Below are 18,514 nucleotides of genomic sequence, written 5' to 3' on the forward strand. Positions count from 1 at the left end.
TTCTTTTGGTAGCTCTTTATTAGGATTGGTATCAAGAAACTTTTGGGTATGCTCCTTGATGATGTCATCCATCATCTTGCGGTTGTTAGCGATCTCGGTACGGCTAGGGTTCTTTTGAATTGCATCATCAATTTGCTTGCGCTTCTTTTCTGCCTTATTGCCAGCAAACAAGCCTTCGGGCTTGCGCTTGTCAGTCATAAAGTTATCTTTGAAATTCTTGAATGCTTTTCTTTGCTCCTTGGGATCGTCTGAGGGCAAACGGTACTGATCATAAAGTGGTTCTAGGGCTTCAAAGCCTTTACCTCTAACATTTAAAGTTTCCTTTTTTGTGCTATTGGTGGCAGGTACAACTATTTTTAGATACCTGTTACCTTTCGATGCTGAACCAGTAGCAGTAATGTTTGCGGTTGGCTTTAGCTTTTTAAGTAACTTAGTGAGTTCAGCTCCAGACCTAGGTTGCTTGTTGTTGATGTATTCGGAAACTTGGTCACGTAAAGTTTGCTGTTTAGATACATAGTCGGCATCACGCTTGATGCCGTTTTCTTTATTGTAGTCAGCAATATATGCGGGATCTTGAAAGTTGAATTGTTGATTCAACTTGGATTGCATGGCGCTCATTAGTTTGTCATTCCTATGAATACAAACTAGCTTGTTATCTGTTCGTGGGTCACGCCCACTCACTACTAAGTGGATGTGAGGTAAGCGCTTGTTGCCCTTCTCATCAAAAAGATGTGGTTCTTTTGGTAAGTGAAGTTCAGCCGTGTGTACAAGTTCGGACGGATCACGGTGTGGGTAATGTAACCTAAGCGTTTCTTCGATCATATCTTGGTACAAAGCTTCTTGCTCAAATGTGCCAAGTCTTTCGAGCTTTTGTGCGTCCTCCTCGGAAAAAGATAGAGTCCAATGTTTATAGTTGGTCTTCCAGTTTCGATTATTCTGACACCATGACAGATCATCAGACAATGCTTTCATGTCACCGCTGACTACCGTTCTTATGTCGTACTCGTTTCTGTGAATGCCTTGGCTAGCCCTGCCATTCACTAGATAGTCAATGATGCCAGCTTTTTTATTTGTTACTCGTAATAGCATGATGATTAGTTCTTTTGTTTTGCAGGTCGCTCATAGATATCTATCTTGAGAAGTATTGATATCAGGTTGTCGACTTCATTTATTAGCTCTATAGCTCTTGTCATTTCGTGAGTTAGTGCTGTTGTCTTACCCGATATTGCATAAAGGTACTTGTTCAATAGAGTAAATCTAACGCTGAAAAAAGTTCGCTCTTGGTGTTTTATCTTCAACATTGAAGATGATGTTGGGAGTATCTTCGCGTTTGGGTCGAGCATTGCTCGGCACAACTGTGCAACTGACTCTGAGCCTGTCGCTTTTTCGATCAAAGCATCAATAGTTCTTGATGAAACTTTGAAGATTACCACCTTGGTTTTTTTACTCTCATCGTCTTCAATTAACTTTATGTTGTTGGGTCTACGTTCCTGCTTCAACTTAGACTTATTTTCAGTAATGGTAATAGAGAGGAAATGACTCATTTCCGAAAGCAAATTAATCAACTTTAAAACAGGATGAGTAATGGAAAGTACACTGTACTTTTCATTCTTGTAGATACCACCAAAAGACTTAGTTAGCTGATCAAGTTCGTGCTTATATTTAAGCAAAGTTGCAATGGTGATCTTCTCAACTTCGTATGAAGGAGTTGAAGCAATCCGATCAGGATTCACCATTTTTCTGGCGAATGAATTTAGTGTCTCTCCTTCAGAAATATATTTCTGAAGGTGGGCGCATAAGTCATCGGAAATTCGATAACTAATTGGATAAACAAGTTTGTCCAATGGGTCGATTTTGCTCTTCGTAGTCATAGTCATAAAAAATAATTATTTTTTTGGTTATGGCGGAGAAGGTGCTTTTGGGATTTTCAAGGGTTTACCCTTGAAGCACGATTTTGGAAACTGGAAGATACGTAGTATCTGGAGGTTTACAAAATGGACGTGCCTTCAGTATCTCCTACCTCTTAAAATTATAGTATAAAATGGCTAGCAATTGTAAATAAAATGCTTAAACAGGTTATTTGGAATCTATTAGAATGATGTAAACCTTTTTTTTGCAATTCCTTGGAATGCAATAAATTAATTATTAAAATTAAAGAAAAGGTAAGCATCATGAGTGGAAATAATAACGATATACCTTCTGATAATGTCGAGAAAAGGAGCTATAAAAGCGCCTTAGATGAAGAAGGTAGCATCATAAAAACTTTGTCTGCGCTAACCGATAGTCAGGCAAATTCTTTTGCTGATGCGTTTAAAAACAGAGTCCGTGGGGAGATGAAAAAAGGCTCTCTAGATAGGTACAAAAAGAGAAAATCTGATCCTGTAGTGACGGAAAAATATCACTCTTTTTTAATTAGATTTAAAGACATAATTGATGAGATGTTGAGTGATGGTTTTAGTCGTCAGGCTGTCTGTGACCGCTTTAGCGAAGGCTTAGTAAACAAGGATAAGAAGTACCCGTTAAAAGTACCTCTGCACCAATTAACATTGTTTATCAAAAGGGAGTTACCGCATCATATAAAACCCTCTAGAAAAAGGAGGTAGAATGGGTTTTATTTTTGAAATAATTATTTTGTTTGTTGTAATAATTGCAGTGATGGCGGGTGTTGAAGATACAACAAAGTAATGCAGTTCATTTGTTGTTGAAGATGCTTTGCCTTAACTTCAATGCCCTAGCATTGTTAAGTTTGTGAGTGATGCAATCACGAATGGTGACAGGTGCGTATGCACCGCAGTTCAAGGAACGGGGAATGAGTAGACTTCAATGCCCTAGCATTGTTAAGTCTATAAGCTCCCTATTTTCAATGCCCTAGCATTGTTAAAATTGGGGTAAGTGCTTTTTCAATGCCTTAGCATTGCTAAAAACATGAGCTTATTCAATGCCCTAGCATTGTTAATATGCGCGCCCTTTCTTGTTCAATGCCTTAGCATTGCTAACAAGGAAGATATAGATTGTTTTTGCGGAGCGATAGCGACAACACTCTATATCTTTTAAAAGAAGACGCTCTTTTGTGGAGCGATAGCGACAACATCAACTGCTCTTCTGGCTTGGTGCAAGCCAGTGATTGTGCGAACCCTGATAAGGGTGAGCGGAATCAACCGCCCTACCCTACTCTAGATTAAGCTAATTGAAGTTTGTAACCGTTATTGTGTGGTACTAAGTATCCGTCTTCATGAAGTCCGTCAAGGATCTCCTTAATACGATTCTGACCTACCTTAAATTTTGAGCGAATTGCGCGATGTGACGGCTTAACTAGTCCACCTAGTACAGCCTGTTTGATGTCTGATTCAACTTGTGATGCTGTAATCTCCTTGGCAACGAAAGTTGCTGTAGGTGTAATCTCTGGTGTCGCTAGGTGTACTGGCTGTGTAGCTACCTGTGATGGTGTAACCCTTGTATTTACTGGGCTGGCTACACTTGGAGTTACACTAGTGTCACTAGGTGTAGTTGGGCGTAATTGGTGGAGTGTAATGCACATAAGCACTGAAATGACTTCCAACAGAAGACTTACACCTAGTGTAATTTCCGCACCAAACTTTGAAATTAGAGTGTCAGGAACAAGGTTAGTTTGCGAATGGAGTAGGGCGTTTAGCTCTTCATTTTTTGCTGTTATTTGCTGTTGCGTTTTAGTTGCGTTGGTTGTGTGATTGATGGCGATTTGATTGTTAAGAAGTGTTGTCAACGAAGAAATCTCAGTTTCAATGTTGCTGATTTGGCGATCAATTACTTGGTACTCTCTTGATGAAAGGGAAGCATTAGTAACTGATGATTCTAAGGCGCTCATCGATGCCAGCATGGATGTAGCGATTAGAGATAGAGCCAGTAGACCAAGCAAAATTGATAGGATAGGGCTGCGCTTTGCACTGTTAAATGAGAGTGAGGGTGAGATCGTCTTGGTTACATCAAGTATTATGCCTATAAGCGCAAACACAAGGGGGTACATGCCTGCTTCGACACCTAGATTATAGGTAAACTGGAATGTCAAATAGATTGAAACAAGGGCAGTTGAGATTAATATACTTGTGCATGTTAGACGTTGTAGTGTAAGGTTCATGTGATAGTTATCCTGTTTAATTATCTTGATTTACGGCAGGTCGGTGTGAGAGTTGGACTGCCGTTTTTCTTAACTAAAAGTATTATATAATAGTTATATACAAATAAAAAGGCTAAGGGGTGTTTTTTTACCTAAAATATGTATATAATAATTATATAAGATAAAGAAATCAGGAAAATTATTATGGAAAACAAGATTATAGTTGTTGGTTCAACAAAAGGTGGGTGTGGCAAGTCTACATTCTCACAACACTTATCGGCTATGCATGAACGCCTTGGCGGTAAGGTGATCCTAGTTGATGCAGATAGGAATGCAGGATCGGCTAAGTGGGCTAAAAGAAGAGGAACGATTGAGTTCCAACATTACGATCACGACAAAGATATCGCGCAACAGTTAGCGCTTTTGAAAGAGCGCCATAGTGATGCTTTGATAATTGTCGATTGTGGGGGATATGATTCACGAGCAATGCGCTCTGCTGTTACAGCGAAGGCTACTGATTTAGTTATTATCCCAACAAAAACGACCACAACTGACTTAGATAACGCACAACAATTTATTGTTGATACTGCTGCTGTATGTCGAGATAACAATAAGCCTTTGCGATCTGTGTTATCGGAAGTGCGCTCAGTGATTGGTGTTGATAAGCGGATCTTAGGTGTAAAGAATACACTTGGTAAGTGGGGGTCTACATCATTTGATCACTTCGTAGGTCAGCGTGATGCCTACCACAACAGCTATCTTAAGGGTGGTGATGGGCTGAATAATCAAGCTGCATTGAGAGAGATTGGCGGCGTGTATAACGAAATTAAAGAGATTCTAAAATAAAAATGACTGATATGTTTGATGAGTTCGATAGCGTAGAAGAAACAAAAAATTACGACTACAAGAAGGGTAGTGCAGAGCACCAAATTGAAGAAGAAAAGACTTTTAAGCGACTTTACCTTGTGACGCAAACAACTGTAGATACCCTCAAAGATATCCAAGAATTGGATGATGGGGCAGTGTATAGCGATATAGTTCGTGCTGCGATCCACATGTTTAAAAATGCCACACAAGAGCAACGCAAAGAAGCATATGATGCTACAAAGGTATCGAAGGCAAAGACTGGTAGACCTGTCGGGACGACTGGTATTAAGCATAAAAAGAAACCTAAGTAATACCTATATAACTATTATATAGCAATTGTTATGATTGCTATTTTTTTCAGCTCTGAATTTATGATATGAAGTTATCCTATCTTATCGTGATGATTAGTGGTGAAAGAGTTTTTTTGGCTTATCTGCTCTAGAGGCTCTTTTCTATGATGGGAAAATATCCTATCATAACGTTAAACAGAAGGAATCAACATGAACAAAGAAGAACTAAAGAAAGCAGTTGAAGTATTTAAAAATCTTGAGCGCAGCTTCATTGAAGAACTCAAAGAAAAAGTCGAGCACATACATGGTGAGCGCTTGCCTTATAAAACTAAGGGATACGCTAGGTGTGTTCTTAGGTTGCGAGATGATGGTGACATCCCTTGGCTTGAAAAATGGCAAGCTGAATTGAGAGATGCTTATCAGGCTACGAAAGAAAAAGCTGTCTCTCGCGATTTCGCAAGATTTCCAGAGCTGCACCATAACATTACGCAAGTAAACCTAACCAGCTCGCAGGCTCACTCGTCATCAAAATTGAAAGATGATGATGAGACAAGACTCACTCTATTTTCAACAACCAACGTTGAGGCAGCAGTTGATCTAACTAATGCTCTTCGTCAAGTGGGTTTAGATTATGAAGCTGAGGAAAAAGAAGTTTTATCTGTACCTTCCCTTGTTGTCAGTGTGAAAGAAAGCGATTTGATTTCTTTCGTGTGTAAAAAAGCCAAGGTCACTAGCCGTGATGGTTTGAGTTTTCACGCGAGACGGAAAACTGGAGCACAGTGGACAGCAATGGTAAGGGTGGGAGATGAGGCTCTAACAAAGGAGCGTTACGGTGTAATGATTCTATCTTCAGATTCAAAAGCACATATAAACACTACTCTGCGACAAAAGTCGCGCACAGACAGGTTGTATAACAAACCAAATGTTACATTCATCCACTTTGGAGATCTTATAAAAAGAGAGATAAAGGGGCTTCCTGAGTGGGAATTTTATATTAAGAAATAAAATACTAACAACTGAATATTCTATTTCTAGTTAATCTATATTCCACTACTCAAAACTAAGTAGTGGAATACTGAAAAAGTAGTTTCAGCTTGTGTGCTTATGAGATTCTGTTTTCTTGCTTTAAGGTAATAAATCTTTAAGCTCTTGCTTCTTTTTCTTTTTGCGTTTGTCGATATCTGCACTGAAATCACCAACAAGTTCGTTGAAATCACTAGCCTTAAAGTCTTTTCCGCTCTTTATCTCAGCAGTGATTTGCTTTAGCTTTGCTGTGATTAATGCGATATCTTCAAGTGACTGTGATAGCTTTTTGCTATCAGTATCAACCCAATTCCTGCCATCAATGCATGACAATCTGTAAAGATTGTTCTCTATAACTTCAATATTTGATAGTGCGCTTCTAGTTACCTCACGCAGGGCATTTTCTCTATAATGCTCAAAGATGCCTTCGATGTAGTTTGAGAAGATCTTGTATAGCGACTCTTCATAGTCACCACCTTTAAGCTCATCTCTTTTAACCCTGACCTTAATCTCTTCCATTTCTGAAGCTCTGTTGCAGTAACCCACATACTCATCGTGGTCAGAGTGCTGGATATCATCATGTGTTTTCTTGATAAAGTTTAATGAATGCAGGGTGCTACATTCGTGACCTTTGGATATAGACTCATCAAAACTAGCCTCAACGTCCTTGAGGTTTACGGACGCCACTGGCACGTAAAGCTTCTTGGTCTTCCCGTCGATCTCGGTTGTAAGATACTGTTTTGCAATGATTGTTTTCTTGTTGTATAGGGCGATATGGATAATATTCATAACTTTCTCTTTCTGTTTATTTAATTTAAGTATAGCACTTGGTTTGTAAATTTCAACTGCAAAATCAGTTAAAATCTACTTATTTTTACTGGTTAAGCTACTCTTAATTAAAAGATCTACTACTTAAAAACAAGAAGTGTAAAACCTAATAGTAAGTGTTTTAATACTTAATTTTTAGTTAAGTACTTTTTGGGGATGAATTTATCTTGTTTTGGTAGGATCTGCAAGGTGTGTGCTCGACTTTTCATTAAAAGGTTGAGATGCTGCCCTTTAGTTGAAATAAAAATAGGAAGATATCCTATCGTAACGCAAAGGCTCTTTTTTATGCTGTCGGTGTGCTCGACTTTTGGTAATTATTTTAAGATCTAACTCATAGTCGAGCACAAAAAACCCACTTTCAATACAGTTCTGTTTTGAGGTCGACTTCAGGGTGTGCTCGACTTTTGGTAATTATTTAAGATCCCATTAAAAGTCGAGCACATAGGTAAGGATCTTCTTTCAATTTGGATCTTTGTTGATGGTCGATATGTGGTAGGAAATTATCCTATCGCATGGTGGTTGGTAGAAAAAGAGGATCACCTTGCGTGTCATTAGTTCTGATGACGATCAAGTTTTTGATGGTTTTTAGTCAGTTTTGCGTATTACTGGTTTGCAATGTTGGGTGAGATTGTTTACCTTATTAACATAAGAGGAGAAAAACCATGAACACTTTCAACGAAATAGTAGAGAAGATCCAACCTCAAGCCGTTGCTGAGAAAGTGATCTTGTCAAAGGTCGATAGTAATGAGATTGAACGAATTATTGCTATAAAGGCTTCACCGCGCGATCAATACACGTCAGGTTGGACGCCCTTTTTTCTCATGAAAAATGGGGATGTGATGACAATTAAGCTTTTCAGGGGTGGAATTCGAGAGTTCGGTTTGGACTCTTTAGTGTCATTTTCCACAAAACTTGGATTAGTCGAGAGACTGGGTTTTGATGTGAAACCGCTACAGGAAAAATTGCACTGATAAATTTCAGGCATTAAAAAAGGCTGGAGCTACCAACACCAACCTTTTTGAAACAGCACTCATTTGACAGATGAGCACAAAATAAAATTCAAAGAATATTCTTATGAACACTCACAGTGAGTATATAACCTACGATGAGATAAGTAAACACAGTGTTGCTGAAATCATCGAACACGACTTAACTGCTGCGTCCCATGCAGCAATGGATGCAGGCGTTGATCTAGACGGATTACTGCGTAAAAACGTACCTGAGTATGGGATGAAAATCTCTTCTTCTCATATACCTATGCTATCCAAAAAGCATCACGGGAAGGGTGGTTGTATCATCAATCAGGTAACGGCAAAAAACGGTCTTACCTATCCGGTCATAGTCTTTTCGAATTTCTCTCAAGGTGGCATCACTGCTACATATAATGGCTATGCAGCAGCTAGAGAGCTGGCAGATCAAGAGCGAGAATACACTAGGACTCTTACACCTCAACAATCCAAAAAGCGAAATCAAGAACTCGAAGCCAGAAGGGTTGAGCGTGCTCGCGAGCTTGAGACTCAAGAGGCTGAGAAGGCTAAGAAGGCTCTTAAGAGTAGGGCTTGGTCTCTGTCTTCTTGGTCAAAGATGCGACCTCTTACTGTAGAAGATCAGCAGTATAGCTACCTACTCAACAAGAGATTGACGTTTGCTCTAGACCTGTTCAGATTCGGCTCTGATAAGGTGATGGGTGACTTCATTGCCTACCCTTTATACGATGCGCGAAACATAGACAAGCTCAAGCAAGTTGGTTATGAGCGAATATCACTTACCAATAAGGCTATATCGGCAGGCTCTGGCGCTGATGGTGCTGTTTATTTTGGTTGTGTAGGTATCATTAATAAAGATGAGCCTATCATTATCACAGAAGGTTTTGCAGACGCTCTGTCTCTTAATGTAAGTACGGGCTTTACTTGTTTATCTGCATGTAGCTGTACAAACATGCAGAGACTCTATAGAGAGCTAATAAAGCAGGGTTGCACCAATGTGACAATAGCAACTGATGCTGATGAAGCTGGTGATAAGCTATTCCTTTCAGATAAATTCCTTGGTGAAGTCGAGCAACTGGCAATGTTGCGTCCACCTATTGCTATAGGTAGCAAAGAGAAGGACTGGAATGATGTTTATGTTCGTCTGGGTGCCGAGGGTGTCTGCAATCGCATAGATAGCGATTACGGGATGTCAGTAAGAACCAACATAAATCAACGTTATATGTCTCCTGAACTTGTTGAGCAGTCGATGATAAACCTCATCATTAGCGAAAAGGGTACAGGTAAAACAACTATGTTACGCAAGGCGATCCCTGAGAACGCTAGTGTGTTAGTGGTATCTTTTAGAAGGCTGATAATTGATAAATTGGCTGAGGATCTAGGCTTTCACAATTACCAAGATACTGTTGGCGGCATGTCTCTTTCTGCTGTTGCAGACAGAATTGTGATATCTCCTGAGTCATTGAGTCACATTCCTCAAGATAAGCATTTTGATTACGTTGTTATTGATGAAGTTGAGCAAACGCTTGATCACATAGCCCGTTCTTCGACTGTTCGCAATCGTGACTTTACCTATCAACTGCTGAGAAGACTTACAGCTCGCGCTAATACAGTCGTGATGATGGATGCGGATTTATCTACATTAACTCAAGAGATGCTAGTAGCTTGCAATCCAAGAAATCTACCCTTCAATGTAGTGAATAACTCGTACTTACCTAGAAAGGCTCGTAAAGACAGAGTGTTTGTTTACAGTAAGGCGATCACAGTGCAAAACAAGTGCTTCCATGAATCCAAGGATTCTCCAGTCTTTTGTTTCTCCGATAGTCGCAATCAGGTGACTGAGTTGCACACAACGATAATGGACAAAAAAGAGGGTGCAAGTGGTTTGCTCTTTACTTCAGAGACAAGGGAAGAGGCTTTGCCATTGATACCAGAGCTGACCAAGAACGTGATGAATATGGATATTGTATCTTGCTCTCCAAGTGCGCAAGCTGGGGTTTCCATAGATGAGGGTCATCCATTCAAAAAAGGATTTGGTATTTTCACTGGTAGAACGGCTGGCTGTGATGCTAATCGTCAATTAATGGCAAGGGTTCGTGAGCTTGGAGAGTACCACGTTGCGATAACTGCCGTTACCAATGATGAAGATGAAGCCATTTACCCTACCTGTTGGCGCGAGCTGTTCGATATGATTGTCAAAGAGCCACTAAAAAGAAGTGGCGATACATTCCGTATGTATCAAGATCTGACTGATGAGCCAGATTACACAGCAAGGCTTGTTTTAAAGGCTAGAGCTAAAGCGAACTTTGATAGAAAGAATCATAGAGAGCAGCTTATCAAGGGTCTGAAAAAAGAAGGATTTGATGTTGTCATAGTTGACGATTCTAGTCTGTTACCTACTTCAGAGGTCGCTCAAGCTGTTGCTGATGCAAAGGCATCTACGAAAGAGCAGAAACAGGCGAGAAGAGAGGAGAGGCGCGTTAGCATGGTTGAGTATCTATCACCAGTTTCTGATAAGTGTAGTGATCTGGAGTTGCTAACAGAGCTAGAGGTAACAAAGAGTATTACCAAAAAGGTGTCTCATCTAAATCTCTTAAAAGCAAGTGAGGCAGATGCAGAGGCTTTGGATCGCAGTGAACTTGAGCAGCTAAAGGCAGGTTCAAAATCTCAGGTATCCCTATCTCATCATACAGATAAGCGTAAAATGGTATCAGGTATTCTAGGGCTTGTTGGTATTGAGTATGACTCTGAACGTGGTTTTGTGCAGTCTAGTGATTTTGCAGTTAGAACGGATTCAGAGGAAATGATAACTACCATTCAGGAGTTCTTTGAGTGTAACGATGGTCAGTTTGCAACTCATCTCAATATAGCCAAGAAGACTGATTATTCAGCCAATACGCTAAAGCGTCTTAAGGAGTTACTGCTTTCAGTCGGTGTTGTTCTTGAAACTAAGCGCCTTGGTGGGGGTAGAGTTAGAGAGATCTCTGTTACTGAGTCAACAATGGGTATATTAAATGATGCTAACTTAATGGCAGACAAGATCAGCGATTTTTACCAAGCGCAAAAATAAATTATATAACTATTATATACTATTTACAGTGTAAACTGGGGAGGCTTTATTTTATTGGCTTGCCCTGTTTACATTGTTGATTTGCTAGTCCTTTGCAAACTTTCTAAATTGTGAATAAAAGACTTATGAAAGCAAAATTATATGTGTTTGATTTTACTCAAAGTGGTTGGGAGAGTGATGGGAACTCTCTAGTTTTTGATGGAGTAGATCTGGGTTTAACTGGTTTTTTTGAGCTAGAAGATGATGAGACTCTTCCTTCAATTATTGAGGCTTACCTGCCTGATCAGCTATCAAGTAGCACTCTAGGTTCTGTTGACGATTTTGCTCACTGGTTGTCAGAAATTGGTTACTCAAATGATTGGCAACAACGCGCATATGAGCACCTAAACTCAATGACAGATCAGGATAAGACAGAGTTACTGAATGGTCAGCCGTTTGTTGTAGTTGACATTGAAATATAAGTTATATAACAATTATATACTATTTACAGTGTAAAGAGGGTAAGCCTTTATCAATAAGGGTTTATCCTCTTTTCATATTGAGCCTTAGTCGCTAGACTTATAAAAAAACATGAACGTTAATAAATCGTTTTTTCGAGCCATAGCAATTGATGCTGCTCAAGAACTTTACCCAAATCTACCAAGGCACCAAGAGGCATTTATGGTGTTGTCAGGTGCATTAGAAGAGATAGTGATCCGTAAGTTCGATGATGAGATCAGAGATTTAAAGCTAGCCCAAAAAGCACTGAAGGAAATGCTTAGGCAGCAAGATAGAGATTACCAGATGGTCATCGCTCGACTTAGGCGCGATGCTGACAGGCGCAAGCTTGAGCAAGAGCTAGCAGATTTGAGAGCCTTTATATTGCTGCTTTACATATTAATTGACGATCCAGATTTCGGTTTGAAGCCAGTTAAACCGATTGGGCCACAAGGATTTGAGTACCTACAAGAGAGAAAGTAAAAATTTTACATGTAAATAATTTGACAAGTAAGAATTTTACCCTTATTATATAGATATAAACTAGTGAGGGATTTGATTATGACAACTGAATTTTTACCTGAAATGATTACTGATCTTAAGATTGATGTGGAGCCATCTGGTCACGATGAGAAGATTGGTGAGGTGACAATACACATTAACATGTGCAAAAAATGGCACTCGTTTACCGAGTGGTGCTCCCTAGAGACCTACGAGCTAGAAACAGTCGACTCACAAATCGCCACTGGTAACAGCGAAGGGCTTGAAGAGTTCAGTCATTTCATGCGCAATGAGTTTGGTGAATGTGAACCATTTGACATCTTCAAAGAGATCGCAGTTCGCGTTAATAGGTTGCTTGAGCAGTACGCAATTAAAAAAGCGTCAGACTCATTTGATGTGAAACTTGATAACGCTGGCATTTCACAAGCTGTGCTACTGGATAAGTTAGGTATCACCCGACAAACTGTAGCCAATTGGCGCAAATCTGGTAAGTACCCTGCATGGCTAGGTTATGCAATTGCAGGTATCGAGCTAGAGCTAAACGCAGACTAATGGCAACTACGTGATGAAATTCACGTGAAGTCGTCAAAAGAACAAAAGGGCTGTTTTGGTAACAGTCCTGTAACAATTCAAAAGAGCAACTTTGATGTTGATACCTACTACAAAACCTACCAAAACACCCTTCCAAAGCTAAATTGAGCACGAACCACGATCAGGTGGTGCGCAGAACGGACAATATGTTAAATAGTGAGTAAGGTTTCTTGACGTAGCTACTTACATTCACTCCGCTAAATGACTATTCTCAAACAAAAAAGTATGACTGAACAAGAATACAGACCGCAGAATCTACACATTGTAAGATTATTGATGAATAGAGATTTCCTTGACGATATCAAAAACAACAAGGATCGAAGTCAGGCTGATTACTCTGCTTACATGCTAGTTGTAGCATTAAGAGAAGACATTGCCCAAGCTGCTGTAGGCAACTTTAAGGAGAATATGAATGTTGGCATTAGACAGCTAAAGCGAGAGCTTACAGAGCTTGGTTATATAGGGGATGATTCTGCACCTTACAACCATAAATCAAGACCTGTTAACCTTTGAGTCATTGCGCGTAAGTTCATATACTTTAGATAAATTATGACACTTACACATCATGACTTACTGATTCTTCATTTTGAGCACGCACAAACTAAATTCAAGGCACTAGGTCTAGCCTTTAGAGCCTTGGGTCATACATCCCCATGCCCTAGTTGCACCATAGTTGAATTTGATTTTGACTTTGGTGCTACCTACACCAAACAACAAGAATGTTGTGCTGGGTGTGATGATATAACGATATTGATCGATGAGCTGAAATCCCTAGATATCACGCTTGTTTCAATGTTGCACGAAAGAGGTTATGACCTTTATGGTCATGAGTTAGAGCCGCTACAAGACGTTAACGATGAGGACTATGTTTTTAACTTTGAGGCGGAAGCGTTCAGCTTGTTAATTAGTAAGGTTGAGGGGTTCTCTTTTGCAATAAAGCATTTGCTAGAAGTGGAGGTGGATAATTTTAAAGTGTTTAGAACTCGTGATGATGTAATTGAAACGCTTTCACAAAAGGCAGCAATTATTTGTGAGAAAAGCATTCAGAATATAGAGGGGAAAATTAAAGACCTTAAAGGTGAAGACCTCGATATTTTTGATCATGGCGCTGATTAGAATTAAAAACCTTATAAGAATTATTAATTAACAAGGAGACGGAATCACTAATAATTAGCGATTCCGTTTTTAATTTTAATCAGTGTCTACACTCTGGCTTGGTATATAGTCTCAATCACTTACATGTGGTTATGAAATTGAAAATACTTTAGAGAATACAAAGAAAACCATTTAAATTAAATTCATACTTTTTAATCAATATGGTATTGCCAGTGAAGATCTGGCCATTTAAAATATCCCTAAACATTAAAGGGGAATAAGTAATGAAACATAATTATCTTGCTGCATCATTATTATCAGTATTATTAATTGGATGTGGCGGTAGTGGAGACTCTGGAGATAATGGAGAAGGTGGTGATGGTGGTGGTAATCCAGCTAAACCTCTGCGTTTAAATACAACTGACATGTCGGCTGTAGCTATTTCAAATATCTCTAGTCGTTCTTCTGGAAATATTTGTGATAGCCTGAAGAATGTTCGATATGAGCATGATTTTGATCTGGGTTATGATGATGACGGAAATGAAGTCTTAATCCCTATCGTGAACGAAATCTGGGATGATATCCATCCATCGAATTGCTCGGTAGATGAGATTGGGTTTATTGATGGTCAAGCTGTGTTTGTTGGCTGGTTTGCTAACTACGATCATACAGTCAACGGTGAGGTTGTGCGATATGACGGTGTTTGTCGTGCTCTAAAAGCGGATGTTGGTGGTGTTGTTGAGCCAACGTGTATTGTGAATCAGTCAGGTAGGAACGATGGTACGTCTGACTATAGCTATTCAGATCTCGACTTAACGTCCAACTATGTTTATGGCATTCGTAATGACAACGACAAGCATGAGTCATACCTAGTTCAGGTGGATATTGACGGCAATGTGCATGAACTAGTTCACAACACTGATATCAAAACTATTCGCGGTAACTTTTTCGTTTCAGATAATGTTGTCGCTTACAATATGAATGGTATTCAGTTGAATGTGTATGTAGAAGGTGAGGGGTTAATTCGTCGTGATGATGTAAATGGGTTAGCACTAGATCGGATGGGTGGGTATGTAATTAACCTAGGTTCGTCTGACAACCATGGTAACTATCAGGCATTGTCGCTATTGGACGGTCTGGAGTCTACTATTAGCCTTAACATTCCGCGTGAAATGGATACGATGATCACCAAGAGTGCCTCATTCGATGGTTATAGTATTGCGCATGTTCATGGGTTCACTGACAGTGGTCTGTATAGGATTGATCATGCAACACTGACCGGAGAGCTTGAGCTGGTACAGGATCGCGGAACCTATATTCACATTCACAATCTTCTGAAGGATATTGATTCATTTCCAGCCATTGTGAATATTGGCACTAATGGAGATACTGATTGTTACGCTGATAATGGTGTCTACACTGATTCTGGGTTTAAGCCTTGGGCGGAGTACAGCTTTATTGATGAATGTGCAATTGTTGAGAGGAATGAATCCACAGCTCAAGGGGCTGCAATTCGAGATGTTACTACAGGTCAGCTTTTTTACTACTATGCCGACCATGACATTGTTAGCGATGTTGAGTTTAAAACTGAGTTTGACATGCAAAAATTGAGAAGATTGTAACTTAGCTTATTGACTCATTAGCCCTCCAAATATGGAGGGCTTTTTATTTTAAGTCATTGATTTTATTGGCATTTATTTGGTTTTTTGCTTTGTTATGTATGCTGAAAAATAGTATACTTTTAATAAAGCACTATGTTAAATACCGAGCAGAAAAAGGGGTTCTTGCTAATAGAAGCGGTTCTGGCAACAGCTCTGATTACAAGTGGTGTTATTCTTAAGCTTCAGTTTGATAAGCGTCAGAGTGAGGTCAGTATCTCGAACGAGGTAGGGAATACCTTTGCATCTATTTTACAGGCTGTAGATAATAGAGTCCTATACGATGGGTTCGTGCTTTCCGGTGATCTTTGGGAGCAGGAATGGACAAATTCCGATGCGGTGTATGATTCAATTTTTGATGAGTTAATTGCATTTGATTACGCAGGTTGTGATGATGCCAATTGGACACCTGAAAACCCAGCTAATAATGAACTGGCGCTGATAGATTGCAATCAGTTTACTGCCGAAAACAACCCTTTAGGCTTTGAGTGGACAGCGTACAGAACCTCTCATGAGCACTTTGAGAATGATGAAGGTGACGTACTTGGTCAGTGGTCATTCAGGGCTTACCACGACACTCCTAGTAAGTTTAAAAAGCATTTTCAAAACTACCCACGTATTGTTCGACAAGCTCAAAATATGAGCGTGATGTCAACTGCGGGACTTAAAACAGTCAACCTTGTTAATACGTCAAACGACCGAGTTATCACAGCGTCAGAGTGTTTAGAGCTGGGGTATGGTTCTTGCGCAATAGAGCTAACCTATAACAATTTAATATCAACTCACAACTACGTAAGGGTTGATGGCACTGTACCAATGACAGGTTCTCTTGCGTTCAGGGTCAATGCTGATGCCGACACGTTCAAGTGTAATCGCTTGATATCTGGTCAAAAGCGCCCTGTTGAGTGTGGAATCGAGTTCGATGGTGAGGGGCTACATATCTCTGCAAATGATGTGAATATGAGTCGATTAATCCTTCAGGATAGAGTTAGTAATTCTAGGACTTCAGCACCAGTCCTGTGTAACGATGGAGATGGAAACGATCAGCCTTGTGGTCTTGTTGTTATTGGGGAAGGTGTTAGCGCCTCTGCTAATGCATACCTGAATAATGTTAGTGGTACTAGATTCGATGCCAAGGAAGCTTGGGTTGAAAGCTTAAACGTTAGTGATTCAGTGGTTGTCCATGGTTCAGCAAATTTTTATGGTTCAAGCTACTTTAAGAGTGCGATTGTTGACGAGCAATTAACGGTTACATCAAACCTAAGTGCTGCCTCAATTGATGCTGGGACGATAGGTGCTGATGTTGTTGAAGCTGAGTCGGTAGTTACAAGCTCTGTTCAGACTACAGATGACAAGCTCCTTAATTTATTTGCCGATGAGGTACTTGTCCATGGAGATATCAATGTTAAGGGTAAGGTCTTGGCATCAAGGTTAGATCTTACTGCGAACATATCAGTGATAGAGGGTGGTAGTTGCTATGATTCAACTCATCCGTGGAATGGTAGGGGGCAGTTGGCTAGAGAATATTATTCTGGGGATGTTTATAGATGTGAAGAGGTGTCATCTGGCACATACATGTGGAAGCCAGCCTTTGATGGTTCGGTATCAGCAGGGACGGCACCTTATATAAATATTGTCGGAGAACAGATCTACAACTATCCTCAAGAGCATGTTGGTAGCGCAATGATATTTATAAATGGCTCGGGTATTGCTGTTGGTTCGGGTATCGAGTTTGAGAAAACAAGGCTTTTTGGTAGTCCTGATTGTGGTACTCCTGTTTCAGTGCGACTAACATGCCAAGCAAGAGCAGAATCTAATAGGTTGGTGGGATGCTCTGCACAGAGGAGTGTTGATTTCCGTCTAAGGGTAGGATCGTTTTGTAGAAACAGAACGGAGATATTTAAGTTTGAGCCCAACATCAAAGGAACAGTGTCGTTTCTAAGGTAAGTTGATGAATTATAAAGTCTGGCAAATGCCAGACTTTTTGTTTGCACTAAAACTTAGGTCTCCTTGGGATGCTAGTTTCAGCTTTTGGCTTGGCAGGTTCTGGTTCTGGAGCTGGTTCAACTGGAGTTGACTTAACTGGCTCTGGGTTTCGAAGTCTTTCCATTGCTGCCTCATGAGCCTCTTTAGCTTTACGCTCTTCAGCTTGCCTCTTCTCCTCTTCTAACGAACGCTTATCAATAAGCTGTTCGTTGATGGTGCTTTCAAGAAGGTTGATTGCCTCGTTAATTGGGTAGCCAAGTTTTTTATGAGCAAAGTCAATAGGAGTCCAAGAACGCGAGTTGCCCTCTCCAAGATCTTCAATGATTCTCAGTTCGTCACCTTTGCGCTGAGTACCAAACCTACTCTTATCAAATTGAAACTTAGGGTCAACAGTTCGCTTTTTATCAAGCATCATTCTTATGGTGTCACCGTCTGCTTGTACCTTCAGTTTTTTACAAAACTCTGCTGCCTTGCCGTTTTCGCGAGCCTTGGCAAGATCTTCAATCGTGTCGTTGATACTGGTTATAGCTCGATTGTGCTTGATGATGTGCTCGTTTTTTTCAAGCACTTCGGGTGCTTCAGCTTGGAGTTTATTGATATCGCGCCTACGTTGCTTTTCAGCTTCTAGTGCTTGCTCAAACTCGTCTGATACGGGTGTAGTAAATCGAATGGTTTCTAGATCCCAACCTTTTGCCAATGCTTGCTCAACAACTATCTTCATTGACTTGGCTAACCTATCATCCGCCAAGCCTGAGCCTGACAGGGTTATTTTGTCGCCTTGGTCGACAATCTTAACTTTAAGTTCTTTGGAGGTATAAACAACAATGGAGGGATCATTTCGAGGGCGAAAGAACGCACCATCACCTATATACTCTTTGTCGATATTGGATGAGTAAATAGCAAAGAAGGTTTTTTGCTGTTTGGATATTGTCTCAAAAGTCTCGTTAATGTCTGCTAAGGTTTTCTTGTAGTGATCATCTCTTACCTTGGCTTCTTCTTTTGGTAGCTCTTTATTAGGATTGGTATCAAGAAACTTTTGGGTATGCTCC

General features: G+C 40.0%; 18 protein-coding genes. 13 read left to right on the forward strand and 5 right to left on the reverse strand.

The genetic code is table 11. The annotated features are described in order from the left end of the window. Both ACJB0T_RS21010 and ACJB0T_RS21015 read right to left on the reverse strand, forming a co-directional pair. Window positions 1-972 (reverse strand): hypothetical protein (locus ACJB0T_RS21010; RefSeq protein ID WP_495292933.1); only part of this gene is annotated, 972 nt, incomplete at its 3' end. Window positions 973-1,094: 122 nt separating this feature from the next. After that, window positions 1,095-1,844, reverse strand: coding sequence for a hypothetical protein (locus tag ACJB0T_RS21015; protein WP_495292934.1), 750 nt, complete (start codon window positions 1,842-1,844; stop codon window positions 1,095-1,097). Window positions 1,845-2,171: 327 nt separating this feature from the next. On the opposite strand from ACJB0T_RS21015, the gene ACJB0T_RS21020 reads away from it, so the two are divergent. Continuing rightward, window positions 2,172-2,603: a hypothetical protein gene (locus ACJB0T_RS21020; protein ID WP_479294724.1), complete on the forward strand. Its 432-nt coding sequence runs from the start codon at window positions 2,172-2,174 to the stop codon at window positions 2,601-2,603. Window positions 2,604-3,178: 575 nt separating this feature from the next. Here the strand turns inward: ACJB0T_RS21020 and ACJB0T_RS21025 are convergent. After that, window positions 3,179-3,844 (reverse strand): ABC transporter C-terminal domain-containing protein, encoded by a 666-nt coding sequence (locus ACJB0T_RS21025; RefSeq protein WP_495292935.1) that lies wholly within the window; start codon window positions 3,842-3,844, stop codon window positions 3,179-3,181. 453 nt (window positions 3,845-4,297) lie between these two features. Here ACJB0T_RS21025 and ACJB0T_RS21030 point away from each other — a divergent pair, with 453 nt between their 5' ends. From ACJB0T_RS21030 to ACJB0T_RS21040, 3 genes are all read left to right on the forward strand, one after another. Then, window positions 4,298-4,939 carry a ParA family protein gene (locus tag ACJB0T_RS21030; RefSeq protein ID WP_479294726.1) on the forward strand — a complete coding sequence of 214 codons (642 nt, stop codon included), beginning with the start codon at window positions 4,298-4,300 and terminating at the stop codon, window positions 4,937-4,939. Window positions 4,940-4,941: 2 nt separating this feature from the next. Continuing rightward, window positions 4,942-5,271 carry a hypothetical protein gene (locus tag ACJB0T_RS21035; RefSeq protein ID WP_479294727.1) on the forward strand — a complete coding sequence of 110 codons (330 nt, stop codon included), beginning with the start codon at window positions 4,942-4,944 and terminating at the stop codon, window positions 5,269-5,271. Window positions 5,272-5,460: 189 nt separating this feature from the next. Next, window positions 5,461-6,255: a hypothetical protein gene (locus ACJB0T_RS21040; protein WP_479294728.1), complete on the forward strand. Its 795-nt coding sequence runs from the start codon at window positions 5,461-5,463 to the stop codon at window positions 6,253-6,255. A 120-nt stretch (window positions 6,256-6,375) separates the two neighbouring features. Here the strand turns inward: ACJB0T_RS21040 and ACJB0T_RS21045 are convergent, their stop codons facing one another. Then, on the reverse strand, window positions 6,376-7,062 hold the full coding sequence (locus ACJB0T_RS21045) for a hypothetical protein (RefSeq protein WP_479294729.1): 687 nt from the start codon (window positions 7,060-7,062) through the stop codon (window positions 6,376-6,378). 701 nt (window positions 7,063-7,763) lie between these two features. Between ACJB0T_RS21045 and ACJB0T_RS21050 the strand changes: the two genes are divergently transcribed. From ACJB0T_RS21050 to ACJB0T_RS21090, 9 genes are all read left to right on the forward strand, one after another. After that, window positions 7,764-8,072 carry a hypothetical protein gene (locus tag ACJB0T_RS21050; RefSeq protein WP_479294713.1) on the forward strand — a complete coding sequence of 103 codons (309 nt, stop codon included), beginning with the start codon at window positions 7,764-7,766 and terminating at the stop codon, window positions 8,070-8,072. Between the two features lie 103 nt (window positions 8,073-8,175). Then, a complete protein-coding gene (locus tag ACJB0T_RS21055; RefSeq protein WP_479294714.1) occupies window positions 8,176-11,157 on the forward strand; it encodes a plasmid replication protein, CyRepA1 family in 2,982 nt (993 codons plus the stop codon). Window positions 11,158-11,282: 125 nt separating this feature from the next. Further along, window positions 11,283-11,618, forward strand: coding sequence for a hypothetical protein (locus tag ACJB0T_RS21060; RefSeq protein ID WP_479294715.1), 336 nt, complete (start codon window positions 11,283-11,285; stop codon window positions 11,616-11,618). Between the two features lie 109 nt (window positions 11,619-11,727). Then, entirely contained in the window at window positions 11,728-12,117 is a 390-nt protein-coding gene (locus ACJB0T_RS21065) for a hypothetical protein (protein ID WP_479294716.1), read from the forward strand. Window positions 12,118-12,195: 78 nt separating this feature from the next. Next, window positions 12,196-12,687, forward strand: coding sequence for a hypothetical protein (locus ACJB0T_RS21070; RefSeq protein WP_479294717.1), 492 nt, complete (start codon window positions 12,196-12,198; stop codon window positions 12,685-12,687). Window positions 12,688-12,951: 264 nt separating this feature from the next. Beyond that, window positions 12,952-13,239: a hypothetical protein gene (locus ACJB0T_RS21075; RefSeq protein ID WP_479294718.1), complete on the forward strand. Its 288-nt coding sequence runs from the start codon at window positions 12,952-12,954 to the stop codon at window positions 13,237-13,239. A gap of 36 nt (window positions 13,240-13,275) precedes the next feature. Then, complete coding sequence (locus tag ACJB0T_RS21080; RefSeq protein ID WP_479294719.1) at window positions 13,276-13,842, forward strand: hypothetical protein; 567 nt, start codon at window positions 13,276-13,278, stop codon at window positions 13,840-13,842. Between the two features lie 263 nt (window positions 13,843-14,105). After that, on the forward strand, window positions 14,106-15,443 hold the full coding sequence (locus ACJB0T_RS21085; protein WP_479294720.1) for a hypothetical protein: 1,338 nt from the start codon (window positions 14,106-14,108) through the stop codon (window positions 15,441-15,443). Window positions 15,444-15,575: 132 nt separating this feature from the next. After that, a complete protein-coding gene (locus ACJB0T_RS21090) occupies window positions 15,576-17,426 on the forward strand; it encodes a hypothetical protein (protein WP_479294721.1) in 1,851 nt (616 codons plus the stop codon). Window positions 17,427-17,472: 46 nt separating this feature from the next. Here ACJB0T_RS21090 and ACJB0T_RS21095 read toward each other — a convergent pair. Then, on the reverse strand, window positions 17,473-18,514 hold a 1,042-nt coding region (locus ACJB0T_RS21095; RefSeq protein WP_495292936.1), incomplete at its 5' end, for a hypothetical protein.

It is taken from the genome of Vibrio sp. CB1-5 (genome assembly GCF_059412285.1).